The organism is Streptomyces sp. NPDC001339 (assembly GCF_042895955.1).
GTDB lineage: Bacteria > Actinomycetota > Actinomycetes > Streptomycetales > Streptomycetaceae > Streptomyces.
Genome location: NZ_JBIAWT010000004.1, coordinates 274,406 through 289,883, shown reverse-complemented (window position 1 = coordinate 289,883; position 15,478 = coordinate 274,406). Strand labels below are relative to the sequence as shown.

13 protein-coding genes are annotated in these 15,478 nt (G+C 67.6%); 4 read left to right on the top strand and 9 right to left on the bottom strand.

Features of this window, described 5'->3' with window-relative positions; all coding sequences use genetic code 11:
- Nucleotides 1–26: 26 nt before the first annotated feature.
- The 9 genes from ACFY12_RS13515 to ACFY12_RS13475 all read right to left on the bottom strand — a co-directional run bounded on the left by ACFY12_RS13515 (nucleotide 27) and on the right by ACFY12_RS13475 (nucleotide 11,030).
- Complete coding sequence (locus tag ACFY12_RS13515; RefSeq protein ID WP_390715936.1) at nucleotides 27–374, bottom strand: transcriptional regulator; 348 nt, start codon at nucleotides 372–374, stop codon at nucleotides 27–29.
- A gap of 3 nt (nucleotides 375–377) precedes the next feature.
- A complete protein-coding gene (locus ACFY12_RS13510; RefSeq protein ID WP_390715935.1) occupies nucleotides 378–803 on the bottom strand; it encodes a hypothetical protein in 426 nt (141 codons plus the stop codon).
- Nucleotides 804–882: 79 nt separating this feature from the next.
- Nucleotides 883–1,287 carry a RidA family protein gene (locus tag ACFY12_RS13505; RefSeq protein ID WP_390715934.1) on the bottom strand — a complete coding sequence of 135 codons (405 nt, stop codon included), beginning with the start codon at nucleotides 1,285–1,287 and terminating at the stop codon, nucleotides 883–885.
- A 158-nt stretch (nucleotides 1,288–1,445) separates the two neighbouring features.
- Complete coding sequence (locus ACFY12_RS13500; RefSeq protein WP_390715933.1) at nucleotides 1,446–1,805, bottom strand: hypothetical protein; 360 nt, start codon at nucleotides 1,803–1,805, stop codon at nucleotides 1,446–1,448.
- 1,287 nt (nucleotides 1,806–3,092) lie between these two features.
- Nucleotides 3,093–3,308 carry a hypothetical protein gene (locus ACFY12_RS13495; protein WP_390715932.1) on the bottom strand — a complete coding sequence of 72 codons (216 nt, stop codon included), beginning with the start codon at nucleotides 3,306–3,308 and terminating at the stop codon, nucleotides 3,093–3,095.
- Nucleotides 3,305–8,065, bottom strand: coding sequence for a putative T7SS-secreted protein (locus ACFY12_RS13490; protein WP_390715931.1), 4,761 nt, complete (start codon nucleotides 8,063–8,065; stop codon nucleotides 3,305–3,307). Before ACFY12_RS13490 ends, ACFY12_RS13495 begins: the two co-directional genes overlap by 4 nt.
- Nucleotides 8,062–8,745, bottom strand: coding sequence for a hypothetical protein (locus tag ACFY12_RS13485; protein WP_390715930.1), 684 nt, complete (start codon nucleotides 8,743–8,745; stop codon nucleotides 8,062–8,064). Before ACFY12_RS13485 ends, ACFY12_RS13490 begins: the two co-directional genes overlap by 4 nt.
- Nucleotides 8,736–9,245, bottom strand: coding sequence for an SseB family protein (locus ACFY12_RS13480; RefSeq protein WP_390715929.1), 510 nt, complete (start codon nucleotides 9,243–9,245; stop codon nucleotides 8,736–8,738). Before ACFY12_RS13480 ends, ACFY12_RS13485 begins: the two co-directional genes overlap by 10 nt.
- Nucleotides 9,246–9,518: 273 nt before the next feature.
- Nucleotides 9,519–11,030: a VWA domain-containing protein gene (locus tag ACFY12_RS13475; RefSeq protein ID WP_390715928.1), complete on the bottom strand. Its 1,512-nt coding sequence runs from the start codon at nucleotides 11,028–11,030 to the stop codon at nucleotides 9,519–9,521.
- 564 nt (nucleotides 11,031–11,594) lie between these two features.
- Between ACFY12_RS13475 and ACFY12_RS13470 the strand changes: the two genes are divergently transcribed.
- The 4 genes from ACFY12_RS13470 (at nucleotide 11,595) to ACFY12_RS13455 (ending at nucleotide 15,465) form a co-directional block, all read left to right on the top strand.
- Complete coding sequence (locus ACFY12_RS13470; RefSeq protein WP_390715927.1) at nucleotides 11,595–12,854, top strand: alpha/beta hydrolase; 1,260 nt, start codon at nucleotides 11,595–11,597, stop codon at nucleotides 12,852–12,854.
- A 99-nt stretch (nucleotides 12,855–12,953) separates the two neighbouring features.
- On the top strand, nucleotides 12,954–13,709 hold the full coding sequence (locus tag ACFY12_RS13465) for an ABC transporter permease (RefSeq protein WP_390715926.1): 756 nt from the start codon (nucleotides 12,954–12,956) through the stop codon (nucleotides 13,707–13,709).
- 8 nt (nucleotides 13,710–13,717) lie between these two features.
- Nucleotides 13,718–14,443, top strand: a complete 726-nt coding sequence (locus ACFY12_RS13460) for an ABC transporter permease (RefSeq protein ID WP_390715925.1) — start codon at nucleotides 13,718–13,720, stop codon at nucleotides 14,441–14,443.
- A gap of 80 nt (nucleotides 14,444–14,523) precedes the next feature.
- Nucleotides 14,524–15,465, top strand: a complete 942-nt coding sequence (locus ACFY12_RS13455) for an ABC transporter substrate-binding protein (protein WP_390716270.1) — start codon at nucleotides 14,524–14,526, stop codon at nucleotides 15,463–15,465.
- Nucleotides 15,466–15,478 lie beyond the last annotated feature (13 nt).

Below are 15,478 nucleotides of genomic sequence, written 5' to 3'. Positions count from 1 at the left end.
GCAGCACTTAACTACCTGGCAAGCGGTCAATCACGTCCGTCCACGATGGCGTGCAGGTCGGCCAGGTAGGCGGCGAAGCGTTCGCGCCCGGTGTCGGAGAGGCGGACGTGGGTGACGGCGACACGTTTGACGCGGAGTTTGGCGACCTCGACCATCCCCTCCTTCTCCAGGATCGCGATCTGGCGGGAGAGTTCGGGAGTGGTCAGGTGGAGGCTCTCGCGTAGGTCGGCGAACGCCACGTGCTGGACGCGGTTGAGGGTGGCCAGGATGGCCAGGCGGTTCGGGGAGTGGATGAGATTGGCCAGCACATCGCGCGGCTGCCGTGGCGCAGGGGCCGCCTCGGCGCCCTCAGCGTCTTCACCGTCCTCAACCATCGGTCACCGCCTCCAGCGCAGGATGAGGTAGACGGCGTAGCCCACGGTGGGGAACGCGGCAGCGCCGAGATGGCCGACGAAAGTGCCGGCGCCGGGGTCGAACATGATCTGGCTGCAGGGAATCCCGAGCCACACGACGCCAAGGAACCGCGTGACCTTCTCCAGCCGCGTGTGGGGTCGCCTGCGGGCAGCGCGGTCGTGATGCCCGCTCCAGGAAAGGACGAGCACCAGGGCAGCGACGTAGACGCCAATTCCGGCGACGGCGGGGAGATCGCACTCCATGGCGGCGACAAGGCCGGCGTACAGCACGGCGAGCGTGACCAGGCTGACGACGCGTTCACCGCCGGACGCGGGACGGGAAAGGTCGGGGGCAGCGTCGACCACGGCCAACTGCTCGGCGGGGCTGGGCCGGAGTGCATCGGACGTCATGCTTGCCACACTGTCAACTAGTTGCGAAAAACGCAACTACTCGGAGCGACTACGCGGCACGACTGCTGGAAGCGACTAACTACTCGGGCAGTACCGCGTACGCCTCGATCTCCATCAGGAACTCCGGCCGTACCAATGCCGCGACCTGCACCGCGGAGCTCGCCGGCAGCCGCTCCGGGTCCAGATACGCATCCCGTGCCTCCCGCACCGCGGGCAGATACGCCATGTCGGTCACGAAGTACGTCAGTTTCACGACGTGCTCGAAGTCCGCGCCTGCAGCAGCGAGGCAGCGGCGCAGATTCTCGAAGACCTGCCGGGCCTGGGCCGCCGGGTCGCCCTCGCCGACGAGCTTGCCGTCCTCGTCGAGGGCCAGTTGACCGGACACGGCGATGAAACGGCCCGTGCCGATGACGACATGGGTGTAGCCCGTCGCCGGTGCGACTCCCTCAGGCGCGGGAATACGGCTGACGTGACTGCTCCTCATACCTATATCCTCACTCATAGTCATTTCCCTGACACATAGTTCAGCCGTGGCGGCTACTCCCGCAGAAGAAACCCGACCCAGGAACCTGCCCGAATGCCCGAACCGCCAGACCGGTGGCAGGTGCTACATAGGTACTGCAACGGGTCTCAGCGATGCTCTCAGCGATGCAGCGGGCGGAGGCACAGGCGCAATTGGGTGTATCTGAGGCGGCCGCCAGTTTCCTTGTACTCGTCGAATTCAGAAGGGCATGTGCCCTGGTAACCCGGATTCATCGCGATCATGTACTCGGCCTTGGCGTCCTTGCAGTCGATGGTGAAGAGCACGGGCTTGGCATCGGTGCCGCGGTTCTCCAGGCACTCTCCGACACTCGCCTTGTCGGCGGTCTTCGCCGGGGGCTTTCCGTCGTCAGTGAGGACGGACAGAGCCCAAAACCCCGTGAAGGCAACCGCCACGGCACCGAGGGCGATGAGTGGCCGCAGCCACGGCCGCCGCGCAGGCACCCCCGTCGGCGTGAACATCGGCGTGCCGGGCTGCTGTGTCTGTGCCCACGGTTGATGCCCGGGCTGCCCGTACGCCGGGGGCTGCCCATACGCCGGCTGCTGGCCGTACGGGCCCGTCGGCCCGACCGCGGGTGGGCCATAGGGAACATTGCTGCCATGCCCCATGGGCGGCCCGGCCGGTGGGCCGTACGGGCCGGGGCCAGGCTGGCCGTGCGGCGGTGGCGAGTACGCGGACATGCAGTTCCCCCTGTCGTGCTGCGCTGCTGAGCGAGCGCGCCAATTCTTTACGTTCGGTACAGCAGCCTACGAAGGCCCCGACATAGGCCGCACAGGGGCATGGACAGCATCAGGACCGGGATCCGAGCGCCACCTGGACCGTAGACCGTATCTTGCCCACCCTATCGGCAAGCACCTGCAGATCGACTGATTTCGGATCCTTCCCCAACTACGCGACATCGGTCTCAGCGACATTGACCGTCGTACTGGAGGTTCCTCAGGCGCAGAAGGGCACCGTAATTTTCTGTCCGGCCGGCGCCTCTTTACATCCACCCCGAAGGTCAGCGGCTACCCGCCACTCCTGGGCGTGTACTACTTCTCAGGGGCGGTAACTTCGGTGTCTGGAGACTTCGTCATTCCACGGATCATGCGGTCGCAGCTCTCTCCGGGATCATCAAACGTGCCATTCATTCCCATCATCACTAGCGACTTCGTGCCCCGGTGTACTGGGCACCCGCGGTGCGCACACCATGAGCATTCACCCCGTCATGCGGCACCTGAGAATCCATCTGCTGAGATATCTTTGGCGAGCGTGTACTCCCCACCAACCAGCGGCTGCGGCACCACAATCTTGTATTTCGGCGCGGCAGAGGTCCTGCTCGAGATACTGCTACCGCCATCGCCCCCGATAACCACAGCCGAAGCCACGCTCCCGACCACCAGTACCGCAGCAACCGCCCTGATGATCCCCACGCCTTTCCGGCATTGTGCTTGGGCGGAGGAGGTGGAACCATTTCCGGCCCGCCGTATCCATACGGTGCCTGCTGCGGCACTCCGTGGGCCCTGCGCCGGAGCCCCATGAGTGCCTTGCGGTCCAAAGACTCCAGGAACTGGCGGTACTGGCCCGCCCGGCACTTGTGACGGACGCCCAGCTGGTGGCCCAAGGCTGTGGCCCACCTGAGAGTGCCCCGTATCCCGGCGCATCTCCAAACCTGCCTGGCGGCTGCTGCGGCGTGCTTATGTCGATTCGCCCACTGGTCTGGATCCTCGGTACGACTTAGTTGGTTTTGGGTTATTTCGTAATTCTGATCACTCGATGAGGGTGATGGATTCCCAATCTCTGACCGAGTCGCCACTGCCCATGAATTCGCTCAGGTATAGCTCGGTAGCATCATCGATGCAATTCTTGTCGAGCCAGACGGATTCGCACTCGGGGCACATGTGGAAGACCTGACCCGTATCCGCTCGCTTGTACTCTTTTACCCAGTCCTGTCCGCAATGGGTGCAGGCTTTCTTCTCTCTCATTGCCAGCTCCTAGGGAATGCGGTGATAACTTCGTTTCCATGTTCCACGGTGATTGACACGTAGTTTTCGCCCGGGTTGAAACCTACCTGTCTCTCCATGGGTATTATATATGTGCTGCGTGCGCCCTGATGATTCACCGAGACGGCGAGATCTCGTCTCGCCCAGGCGTTGTCGACTGTCTCCAGGATTCCTCGTCGTCCCGTATCGAATACGCCGTGTCTTGGTTTCGCAGGGTTTTCGTGGGCGTGCTGCATTACATGGTTGATTCGGTGCCCCTCGGCTGATCCAGGGCCATAGTCAAGTCCTTCCCGGGAGCGGTACCAGCCATCACCCAAGTCATGAAGAGAGCACGGGCTCAAACCAAGAGGATCGGCCAGAGCATTGGGGTTGTGGACGTAAGCAGCAGGGTTGGGAGCGGGTTCGAGTCCGAGTGGATCTGGACTGAGGTATCGCGCCGTGGTGGGGTCGTAGGCGCGGAAGTAGTTGTAGTGGAGCTGGGTTTCGGGGTCGAAGTATTGGCCGGGGAAGCGGAGGGGGGTGTAGGCGGTGGCGTCGCGGTTCCAGGTGGTGGTGCCCCAGAGGGTGGTGCGGGTGCGCCAGGCGATGGTGCCGGAGGGAGCGACGAGTTCGGTGGGGGAGCCGACGAGGTCGGTGGCTATGGCGAAGAAGCGCTGGTCTATTACCTGTTGAGGGGCATTGGCCAGAGCGGTGGTTTTGCGTTCGGTTTGGGTGAGGGGGGTGAGACCCTGGTGGTCCCAGGTGAGGGAGAGGGATTCCTGGCGGTGTGGTGCGTGGGTGGATTGTTCGGTGAGGGTGGGGCCGTCCCAGGTGAAGTCCGTCTGTTCTATGACCGTCGCGGAATCGGCTGCGAGGCGTTGTTTGGCTATTCGGCGGCCGGAGGGGTCGTAGAGGTAGCGCCAAGTGGTGCCGTCGGGGGTGGTGACGGTGGTGAGGCGGTCCTCCGTGTTCCAGGTGTAGTGCCAGGTGTCTGGTTTGCGGGAGAGGCGGGTTTTTTGGCGGAGGGTTACGCGGCCGAGGGGGTCGTGTTCGTAGCGGATGCGGCCGGCGTGGGTGATGCGGGTGCCGACGTACGACCTATCGCCTCGGGCTGAGGGGGTGGGGTGGTGGTCGGGCCAGGTGGCGTGGGTTTGGTTGCCCGCTTCGTCGTAGGCGTAGGTCTCGGTCCAGTCGGCGGCGTGGACGGCGGTGACGCGGCCGGCGCGGTCGAGGTCGAAGGTGCGGTGCCCTGTGTGGGAGTCGTCGATGGTGGTGAGATGGCCGTCGGGGCGGTACGCGTAGGCGCGGTGGAGAAGTTGCAGTGCCTCTGCGGCGGGGTTGGGGGCCTGGGCGGCGCCCGTGGGTACCTGGACGGTTCCGGTTCCTGTGGTGGTGAGGGATTGGGTGGCCAGGCGGCCGGTGGGGTCCCAGGTGTGGGCCAGTTGGAGGGTGTCGCCGATGGTGCGGGTGAGTTCTTGGCCGGCGGCGTCGTGGTCGAAGGTGAGGGAGTGGCCCGCGACTTCCATCGCGGTGCGGTTGCCGGCGGGGTCGTAGGTGTAGGTGGTGGTGTGGCCGGTGGGGGTGGTGCGGGAGGTGCGGCGGCCCAGGGCGTCGTAAGTGAAGGTGAGGGTGCGGCCATTGACGGATTCGGCGGTGATGCGGCCCAGTACGTCTCGGGTGTACGTGATGGTGGCGTCGTCATTGGTGGCCTGGTGCAGGTTGCCGTTGGCGTCATGCCCGTATGTGGTGAGCAGGCCTGCGGCGTCTTTGCGAGTGATGCGGCCCGCGACGTCGCGGGTGTAGGTCGTGACCTCGCCGAGGGCGTTGGTGCGGGTGGTGAGTTGGCCGGCGAGGTCATGGGTGTAGGTGAGGGGGCGGCTGTCGAAGTCGGACTCGGAGGTGAGGCGGCCTGCGCCGTCGTAGGCGTAGTTCCAGGTCAGGCCCTGGGGGTTGGTGACCTGGGTGAGGCGGAGTTCGGTGTCGTGAGTGAAGGAGTAGCGGACGCCGTCGGGGTTGGTGCGGGCCGTCAGCAGGTCGAAATGGCCGTATTCGTAGTGGGTGGTCTGGCCGATGGCGTCGGTGTGGGTGAGGCGGTTGCCTTCGCCGTCGTAGGTCCATTCTTCGGTGGCGCCGGTGGGGTCTATGCGGGCCGCGAGTTTGCCTTCGACCGTCCACACCATGTGAGTGGTTTCGCCGACGGGATTCGTGACGGATGTGGTGCGGCCGAAGGCGTCGTGGCGGTAGTGGGTCTTGGCGCCGAGGGGGTCGGTGACGGTGAGCGGGAGGCCGGCCTTGTTGCAGTAGATGCGGGTGGTGTTGCCGAGGGCATCGGTGAGGGAGGCGAGGTGGCCGAGGGGGTCGTGGGTGTACGTCGTGGTGGCGCCCGTTGGGTCCGTGGTCGAGGTGCGGTTGCCCTTGGGGTCGTAGGTGTGGGTCCAGGTGGTGCCGTCCGGGCTGGTGACCCTCAGGGGGTGGCCGTCGGCGTTGTAGGTGGTGGTGGAGGTGGTGCCGTCGGGGAGGGTGACGGTGGTCGGGCGGCCCTCGTCGTCGTAGGTGAGGTGGGTGGTGCGGCCGAGAGGGTCGGTGGTGGAGAGGACGCGGTGGGCCGCGTCGCGGACGGTGCGGGTGGTGGCGCCGGTGGGGTCGGTGGTGGCGACGATCTGGTGGTGGTCGTTGACCTGGTAGGTGGTGGCCTGGCCGAGGGAGTTGTGGTGGATGTTGGTGCGCAGGCCGGTGACCGGGTCGGGGTCGCCCCAGGTGAAGTGGGCGCGTAGATGGCCTTCGGTACCGCCCTGGTGGGTGCAGCGGTCCTGGTCGTCGTAGGCGTAGTGGTAACTGCTGTGGTTGGTGTCGGTCCAGGACGTGATGCGGCCGGCGTCGTCGTAGGTGAAGCGGAGGGGTAGGCCGGAGGATTTGGTGACGGTGGTGAGGTTGCCGAAGTCGTCGTAGCCGTAGGTGACCAGGAGCTGGTCGGTGCCGTCCGGGGCGGCGCCGGCGAGGTGGAGGGCGGTGATGCGGCCCTGGTCGGTGGTGAGGAGGAGGCGGTAGCCGGCGCTGTGGGTGAGGGCGGTGGGGGTGCCGTCTTCGGTGTAGTCGAAGGTGATGTGGTTGCAGCGGCGGTCGTCGGATATCTCGTCGAGGACGGCGAGGTTTTCGGTGTAGGTGGTGAAGTAGCGGCGGAGTCCGGTGAGCGGGTCGGTGAGGAGATAGTCGCCGTCGGGAGTCAGCTCCAGGGGCGCGCCGTCGCCCTCGACGGGGAGGGTGGGGACGCCGACGGCGGGGTGGGGGTAGAGGAGGAAGTTGCCCTCTTCACCGATGAGGATGACGCCTTCGGAGTCGATCTCCAGACGCTGGTCCACCGTGCTCATCCAGGCCGGGCCGAACCAGCGGCCGGTGCGGTAGGACGATTCGAAGGTGCGGGTGAAGGTGAGGGGAAGGCCGGCCGGGAGCGCGATGTCGGTTTGCGGCAGGTGCATCCGGCCGGTGGCCATGTCGATGGGGTCGCTGCCGAAGGTTTTGCACCAGGCGGTGCGCAGACGGTCCCGGACGGTGCGTTTGCCGCCTTCCTTGGCGGCGGTCCGCGCGGCGCCCTTAGCGGCGTTCCGGGCACCGGCTTTGGCCGCCCCCTTGGCCAGTCCGCCCGCGCCCTTGCCGCCCACGAGGTTGCCGAGCATGGTGCCGAGCGAGTCGGCCGGGTCGCTGCCCCAGCCGGTGCCGAGCATGCCCTTGGCGGTGTCGATGGGGTGGAGCGGGGCGGAGGCCAGCCCCATGAGTGTGGTGCTGGTGTTGGAGAGGTACTGCCAGGGGTGGGTGATGTTGTAGGGGTCGAGGGGGTTGACCATCCGGGCCAGCTTGAGGGTTTCGGCGCCGGCCTTCACGACGCCGCCGGCCAGGTGCATATGTTCCAGGACGAAGGCTTTGCTGCCGTCCTTGAGGGCCGCGCCCGCGAGCTCGGTGAAGGCAGGCTTGTCGGGGGCGTGGGCCAGGGCCTTCTGGAGGGCGTTACGGGCCCGCTCGGCGGCTTCGCTGCGCTGGCTGCGGGCGTCCTTGAGGATGTCCTGGGCGGCCTGGCGGCCCTCGTCGCCGGGGTCGCTGAACGCGCCGGGCTCGGTCGGTTTCGGGCCCGGGTCGGAGCCGCTGTCCACCGCGGCGTTGTAGGACTTGACCTTCGCGTTGTAGGAGTCGACGGAGGTCTTGTAGGTGTTGACGGCGTTTTGAGTCGCTTCGCAGGCGGTGCGGTACTTGTCGATGGCGTCGGCGGCCTTGCCCTGTGCCCAGGTGACCGTCGCCGCGTAGGACTTGAGGGCTTTTGAGGCGTCCGCGCAGGCGTCGGCGGCGCGCATCCACTGCTTGGGGTGCATGTCGAACGACTCGCGGAAGGCCTCGGCGGCCTGACCGGTCCAGCCGCTGTGCGAGCCGATCTTGCGCATCCCGTCGGCCACTCGGTCGAAGGCGGCCGAGAAGTCCTTGAGGTGGGATGCGGTTTCGTTGATCTTTTCGGCGTCGCCGTGGATGAGCTGCTTGGGGTCGTCGGACTCGCCGAGTCGGCGTTCGTCGACGTGGGCGCCCAGCGCGCCCGCGAGCTTGTCGCCACCTGAGCGGACGGCATCGGCGGCGCCGTCGGCCCCGATCGCGTCCAGGCCGTCACCCAGCTTGTCGGCGCCGAACTCCACGGCCTCACCGGCGCCGCGTTCCACGGCGTCCGTGAGCTTGTCGGCCGCGTCGCCGACCTTGTTGACGGCGTCTCCCAGCCAGTTCACTTGCTGTTGCCCCCGTTGCTGCTCTCCCCGTTTCCGTTACCCCCGTTTCCGTTACCCCCGGTGCCGGTGCTCCCGTGCCCTTCAGGCTTCTTCGGCTCGTGGAACTCCGTGGTGACCTCGGCAGGGTCGTCGAAGGGGTGGGTGACGCGGTCGGGGATGGAGTGCACGTCCTGGAGGAACTGCCGGCCTGCGGCTGTCACCTTCTGCTGCCCTTCCAGGGAGGCTGCGGACGTCGGGTCGAAGTCGGCGTTCTTGACCTGAGTGATGAGGTTGTCGCCGAGGACGTCACCCCAGGACGTGTCGTGCAGCTTCTCGGCGGACTTGGCCGGGTCGCCCATCGCGGCGTTCACGGTCTGCTTGAGCGTGTCCGAGAGGTACTGCTCCTGCTCGTAGTAGAGGCCTGCCGTGAGACCCAGCCGCTGGGAGAAGCCATTGGCCTCTTGCATCAGGGTGCGGACGCCCCAGCCCCAGCGCTCGCAGAAGGAGTCGAGGACGGTCGCCAAGCCGTCGTCACCGCATTCCACGCTGTCCAGCGCCAGATTGTCGAAGCCACGGCCGAGCTGGGCCTCGATGTCGAAGCCCAGTTCTTTCAGTTCGGCGGTGGCCGCCTTGATGCCCTTGGTAATCGCCTCGAAGGCCTCGGGTTCGAGCTGATATCCGTCGCCGCCTATCAGGCCCATTTCTGCGCGTCCCCCCTGCGCGGTGCGTTATTCGATATGTCGCTTGGTCTGTCACTTGGCGGTATGTCGCCTATTGGCGCGTCGCTTGTGGATATGTCGCCTGTCGGCACGTCGAGTGCTGCGCTGTCGAGTGCTGCGCTGGTGGGGACGATTCCGGCCACTGGTGGGAAGAGCGCGCCCTGTTCGCTGCCCGCGTCCAGGGCCACTCCCGTCGGCCCTTCGATGGCGGGAATCAGTACGTCGAGGATGCGGGCGCCGGACGCCGTTACGTACTGCCACTCCGCTTCCGTACCGGGCTCACAGCCGCGGGAGCGGGCAAAACGGGAGAGGGCTGCTTCGTCGGTGAAGGCGTACAGCCATCGAATGCCGTTCATTTCGGCCGACATGAGGGTGTCGTGTGAGGTGGGGAGGAGTACGTGGGTGCGGCGGAATTCGCCGATCAGTGCGGCTGGATTTGGTTGTCCTGCATGAACTGCCGCTACCTCGTCAACCAATGACATGACGGATCGGCCCCTCCCCCGATGTGCTGATGATGAACTGCTCAATCGTCGTGCTGTTGAGCTGCTGATGAGCTATCGAACTGTTGCGCCCAACTTTGGCATACGGCACTGACAATGAGGGGTGAGCGGGCGTGCTGCGGCGCAAAACCGGCCGGTGGTTGTTTTTTATTTCAACGGGTGTAAATGGCACCGGCCGCGGACGGGCCGAGGGGCCCGGCCACGGCCGGTGGGGCGGAACTGAGGGTGGGGGTAGGGGTTTGGGTGGGGGTGGGGTCAGTTGTCCTCGAGGGCGTCGGTGTCTTTGAGGACGCCGGCGATGCGGGCCTCGGTGAGCCACTCGGGGAACTCGACCATCAGCTGCTGGTAGAGCTCGTCGTGGGAGAGGGCGCGGGGGTCGCGGCCGGCGTGGAAGAAGCCGGCGTTGTCCACCACGCGCTTCTCCGGGACGGCCAGGTCGTCGAGCTTGCGGAGGAAGTCGAAGCCCTTGCCCTCCGGGTCGCCGAAGCCGATGAACTGCCAGAAGATGGGGAGTTCGGCCGCCTCGCACAGAGCCCGTTCGGCGGCCGGCTTGGAGGTCGGGGCGCCGTCGGTCTGGAAGATGACGAAGGCGGGGGCGGTGCTGCCGGAGTTCTTGTAGTGCTCGACGACGGCGTTGATGGCCCAGTGGTAGTTGGTACGGCCCATGTGGCCGAGGCCGGAGTGCAACTCCTCGATGCGGCCCTGGTAGTTGGTGAGGTCGAGGTCGGCGGAGCCGTCGACGTCGGTGGAGAAGAAGATGACGGGGACGATGGCGTCGTCGTCGAAGTTGGCGGCGAGGCCGAGGGCCTGCTCGGCGAGGTGCTGGACCGTGCCGTCCTTGTAGTAGTTGCGCATCGAGCCGGAGCGGTCGAGGACGAGGTAGACGGCGGCGCGCTGGGAGCCGAGGCCGTGCTTGTCGAGGGTGACGCGGGCGGACTTGTAGAGGCTGACGAGGGCGGGGGCGGTGGCTTCCAGGTCGGTCCTGGGTTCGGGATCGGCCCCAGTGCTGGGTGCGGGAACCGTTCCGGTGCTGGGTGCGGGAACCGTTCCGGTTTTGGGCTCGGCCTCGGTCTTCGGCTTGCTCTCGGGCTTGCTCTCGGTCTCGGGCTCGGGCTTGGTCGTCGCCGGCGTCACGGCGGACTCGACGGTCGCGGTGGGTGCCGGGATCGGGGTGTCGAAGGCCTGGCTGACGAGGTCGGCGACGGTGTCACCGGACTTGGCGTGAGCGTCTGCCTTGATCTCGGCTTTGATGTCGGCATTGACCTCGGTTTTGGCCTTGGCCTTCACCGTGTCCTTGATCTCGGCCTTCACCGTGTCCTTGGCCTCGGTCTTGGCCTCGGCCTTGACCCCGTCTGTGGCCGTGCCGGTGGCCCGTTCCGCGTCAGGCTCCCGGGCCGGCGGTTCGCCGCGGTCCACCGGACTGCCCTGGGCCGGCAGGGTGGCGGTGGCCGGAGCGGTCGTCGGGGTGGGCGTTGAGGCGGTCGTCGAGGCGGTCGTCGGGTGCGGGTCCGTGTCCGGCCCCTCCGAGGGGGCCGTGCGGGCGGCCGGGACCTCGGCCGCAGGGGCAGAGGCGGAGGAAGCGGCAGAGGCGGAAGCGGAGGCGGAAGCAGAAGTGGAGGTTGAGGAAGGGGCCGGGGTGGGCTCCTCGCGGGCCTCCGGGATGGTCGCGGACTCCGGCTTGTCGGCGCCGCTCGGGGCTGCGCCGGTTCCTTCACGGGTCGCCTTGGAGCGACCGAAAGCGTTGCGCAGCAGACTCCGAATGCCCATCGGCGAACCTCTCTTGTGTGTGGTGGGTGCGGCGTTTGTCCGTGAAGCACAGACATGTCCCTGACCAGGACGGATACGTAAGCGTAGCGGCCGGGACCGGCCCCATCGTGGGACCCCGCGCCTTGCGGAATGGGCTATCCGGGGGGTCTGGTGAGGTATGTGGTTTTGCGGCTTTGGTCACGGGGGCGGCGTTGCGCTGACGGGGTCCAGGGGGCCGTCCCGTATCACGGCACGGAAACGAACTGGCAAGAGGCGAGTGCGAACCGGCGCGAGGCGAGTAAGAGGGAAGAAGCACGAGGCGAGCAAGAGGCACGAAGCAAGACGCACATAGCAAGACGCACGAGGCAGGAGGCAGGAGGCACGAGGCAGGAGACAAGGGCCACAAGGCAGGAGAAGGGCGGGGACTGGGCCGCTCAGGTGTCCGATGGGCAGGTGTGCTCGCCCTCTCCGGTGACCAATGTCCCGAGCCGCCGTTGTGCCTTAGGCGGCCGGTAAGCCGGTAAGAAGGCGAGAACCCGTAAGAAGGCGAGAACCCTTTCCGAGGGTGACGGGAGATGTGGGCGCATGGGGCTGACCAGTCAGTCGCTCGAATTCACGGTGGTCGTGCTGGCGCTGGCCTGCGTGGCCGCCACGGTGTGGTTCTGGCCCCGGCTGGCGAAGCCCGGGGCTCGGGCCGTGCTGGGCAGACTGGGAGCCATCCTCGTCACCCAGCTGTCGATCGTGTGCGCGTTCGCGCTGGCCGTGAACGCGAACTTCGAGTTCTACGGCAGCTGGGACGAGCTTCTGGGCAACAACGACGAGGCGCCGGTGTCCGTGAACCAGGGCGGCGGGCAGTACGCCTCGGTCGGCGACACCAAGAACGGGCTGGTCCAACCGGCCGGTCCCCAGGGGCTCGATCGGGTGACCGGTCTGCCCCAGGGGCCCGCCGACAAGGTGGGCAAGGTCGAGTCCGTACGGATCACCGGGCGGCGGAGCCGGGCCATCAACCCCGGCTTCGTCTATCTGCCACCGCAGTATTTCCAGCAGCAGTTCCGCCGCCAGCGGTTCCCCGTCATGGTCGTCATCAGCGGCTATCCGGGCGGGATCATGAACCTCGCGCAGCATCTGCAGGTGCCGCAGAACGCGGGCCGGCTGATCGAGCAGGGCAGGATGCAGCCGACTGTGATCGTGATGGTGCGGCCGACGATCGCGCCGCCGCGGGACACCGAGTGCGTGGACGTGCCGGGCGGGCCGCAGGCCGAGACGTTCTTCACCCAGGACCTGCCGGAGGCCATGAAGTCCGCCTACCGGGTGGGACATGACCCCAGTGCCTGGGGTGCGTTCGGGTACTCGTCCGGTGGTACGTGCTCGCTGCAGCTGGTGTTGCGCAACCCGAAGGCGTACACCTCTGCGGTCTCGCTCTCCGGGGACTACGCGGTCAAGGACGATCTGACCACCGGCAGCCTCTTCGGCAGCGGGCCGGCGGCTGCCCAGCGGCAGCGGGAGCACGATCTGCTGTGGCGGCTGAGGCATCTGCCCACGCCGCAGATCTCCGCGCTGGTGACCAGCAGCCGCCAGGGCGAGGGGAATTACGGTGACACGATGCGGTTCATCCAGGCGGCCAAGTCGCCGATGCGGGTGGACTCGATCATCCTGCCGCGGGGAAGCCACCAGTTCGCGACCTGGCGCCGTGAGCTCGTGCCCGCCCTGGAGTGGCAGGGCCGGCAGCTGACGTTCCCGCAGGACACGGAGCCCGGTGTGCTGCCGCCGCCGCGGAACAAGCCGCACAAGGAGGCTGCCAAGGCCGGGCGGCCTGGTTCCCAGGGGGGCGGCGTGAGGCCGTAGCGCGTTCGGTAGCCGTGAGCCCGTAGCGGCGTCTCCGGCAGGACCCGATTGGACGCCGTGGACGCGACACTCCCGCCTCCGCCGGGATGGACTCGTACCGTGACCGCACCGCCGCCGGACGACTGCCTGGCCCATAACGACTGGATCTGCGGCGACTACCTGACCACCCGCCGGCAGATCCTGCTCGACGCGGTCGCCCAGCACGTCCAGCTGACGGTGGTCTCGGTGGCGCTCGGGCTGGTGATCGCGGTCCCGCTCGCGCTGCTGGCCCGTCGCCGACGCTGGACGGCCGGGCCGGTGCTCGGCATCACCACGGTCGTCTACACGATCCCGTCGCTGGCGATGTTCTCGCTGCTGCTCCCGGTCTACGGGCTGTCCGCCACCCTGGTCGTGGCCGGACTCGCGCTCTACTCACTCACCCTGTTGGTACGGAACATCCTGGCGGGGCTGAACGGCGTGCCCGTAGAGGCCAAGGAGGCCGCCCGCGGGATGGGCTACGGGCCGATGCGCCAACTGCTCACCGTAGAGCTGCCGCTGGCAGTGCCTGCTGCCATGGCCGGACTGCGGATCGCCACGATCTCGACGGTCGCGCTCGCCACCGTGGGGGCGATCGTCGGGTACGGCGGGCTGGGCAATCTCATCTACTCCGGGATGAATTCGTTCTTCAAGGCGCAGGTGCTCACCGCGTCGGTGCTGTGCGTGTTCATCGCGACGGTCTTCGATCTGCTGTTGCTCGGGGCGGAACGGCTGCTCACACCCTGGCGGCGGGCGGGCCGGAAGAGGGGCGTGCGGACCCGGGCGACGGCCGGGTTGAAACGGCTGGTGACGGCGGCGGCACCCGGACGGCGGACATGACGGCGGACATGAGCGCCCTCGTGGCGCGGGGACCTGCGGACACGGGCACGCGCACGGACACGGACACCCTCTCCGCGGTCTGGACTTGGCTGTCCACCGCCGCCAACTGGTCCGGTGAGAACGGCGTCTGGCACCGTCTGGAGCAGCACCTCGCACTCACCTTCGCCTGCCTGATCATCAGCGCCCTGATCGCGCTGCCGGTCGCACTGACCCTCGGGCACCTCGGGCGCGGCGGTGCGCTGGCGGTGAACCTGGCCAACGTCGGGCGGGCGGTGCCGACGTTCGCCGTCCTGGTCCTCCTGCTGCTCACGCCCCTCGGGCGGCATGCACAGTGGCCGACGGTGATCGCGCTGGTGCTGTTCGCCATCCCGCCGCTGCTCACGAACGCGTACGTCGGGATGCGGGAAGTGGACCGGAACGTGGTGCGGGCCGCGCGCGGTATGGGGATGACCGGGGCGCAGCTGGTGTGGCGGGTCGAGGTGCCGCTCGCCTTCCCGCTCGTGCTGACCGGAGTACGGATCGCCGCCGTGCAGCTTGTGGCCACTGCCACGCTCGCCGCGCTGGTGGGTGGCGGCGGGCTCGGCCGGATCATCACCGCAGGGTTCAATCTGGCCAGCACTTCGCAGGTGGTGGCCGGTGCGGTGCTGGTTGCGGTGTTCGCGTTGCTGATGGAGGCCGTGTTCGAGCTCGTGGAGCGGTACGCGCCTCGGCGGGTACGGGGGCGGAGCCGGTGAGGGCCGCGGTGGGTACGGGGGCGGAGCCGGTGAAGGCCGCGCCGCCGGCCTTCGTCGCCGTGCCCACCGCTGTCGTCGCCCTGACCGCCCTCACCACCGTCCTCACCGCCCTCGGGCTCGCGGGCTGCAACCGCGGCCCTTCCCTGGAGACCCGCCCCGCGATCACCGCCTCGCCAGGGGACCACCGCGACCTTGCCATCGGCTCGGCCGGCTTCACGGAGAGCGAGTTGCTCGCCCAGATGTACGCGGCGCTGCTCGCACACGCCGGCTACCGGACCCGGGTCCTCACCGTCGGCAACCGCGAGCTGTACGAACCCGCGCTGGAGGCCGGGCAGATCGATGTCGTCCCCGAGTACGCGGCCACCTTCGCGGACTGGCTCAACGCCAAGAACAAGGGCTCCAAGGCTGCCCCGGTCGCCTCATCCGACCTCGGCGCGACCATGGCCGTGCTGCGCAGGCTCGCCACGGACCGGGGGCTGACCGTGCTTCCGGCCGGCCGGGCCGTCGACCAGAACGCCTTCGCGGTGAGCGCCGCATACGCCCGTGAACACCGGCTCAAGACCCTCAGCGACATGGGGCGGGCGAAACTGCCGGTGCGTCTCGCGGCAGGCGATGAATGCGTCCAACGGCCATTCTGCGCACCTGGGTTGAGGAAGACGTACGGGATCGACATCACCGCCATCGACCCCAAGGGCGTCGGCACGATCCCCGCCAAACAAGCCGTGCAGCGCGGACAGGACCAGATGATGGTGACCACCAGCACCGATGCCACCCTCGACCAGTTCGGGCTGGTACTGCTCGCCGACGACAAGAAGCTGCAGAACGCCGACTACGTCATCCCTGTCGTCAACCGTGCCCGCGCGGGCGGCGCACGGGTGGCCGCCGCCCTCAACCGCCTCAACAAGGTCCTGACCACCTCCGATCTGGCGCATCTCAACGAGCAGGTGGACAGCTGGCGGCGGCTGCCGGCCGACGTGGCGCACAACTATCTGGTGTCGAAGAGGCTGCTGCCGAGGGGCTGAGGGGAGTGAGGGG

Bases quoted from the DNA above. Each gene is read 5' to 3' on its own strand.
- ACFY12_RS13515 (WP_390715936.1), bottom strand. From the start codon at position 374: ATGGTTGAGGACGGTGAAGACGCTGAGGGCGCCGAGGCGGCCCCTGCG.
- ACFY12_RS13475 (WP_390715928.1), bottom strand. From the start codon at position 11,030: ATGGGCATTCGGAGTCTGCTGCGCAACGCTTTCGGTCGCTCCAAGGCG.
- ACFY12_RS13480 (WP_390715929.1), bottom strand. From the start codon at position 9,245: ATGTCATTGGTTGACGAGGTAGCGGCAGTTCATGCAGGACAACCAAAT.
- ACFY12_RS13485 (WP_390715930.1), bottom strand. From the start codon at position 8,745: ATGGGCCTGATAGGCGGCGACGGATATCAGCTCGAACCCGAGGCCTTC.
- ACFY12_RS13505 (WP_390715934.1), bottom strand. From the start codon at position 1,287: ATGAGGAGCAGTCACGTCAGCCGTATTCCCGCGCCTGAGGGAGTCGCA.
- ACFY12_RS13500 (WP_390715933.1), bottom strand. From the start codon at position 1,805: ATGTTCACGCCGACGGGGGTGCCTGCGCGGCGGCCGTGGCTGCGGCCA.
- ACFY12_RS13470 (WP_390715927.1), top strand. From the start codon at position 11,595: ATGGGGCTGACCAGTCAGTCGCTCGAATTCACGGTGGTCGTGCTGGCG.
- ACFY12_RS13495 (WP_390715932.1), bottom strand. From the start codon at position 3,308: ATGAGAGAGAAGAAAGCCTGCACCCATTGCGGACAGGACTGGGTAAAA.
- ACFY12_RS13460 (WP_390715925.1), top strand. From the start codon at position 13,718: ATGAGCGCCCTCGTGGCGCGGGGACCTGCGGACACGGGCACGCGCACG.
- ACFY12_RS13510 (WP_390715935.1), bottom strand. From the start codon at position 803: ATGACGTCCGATGCACTCCGGCCCAGCCCCGCCGAGCAGTTGGCCGTG.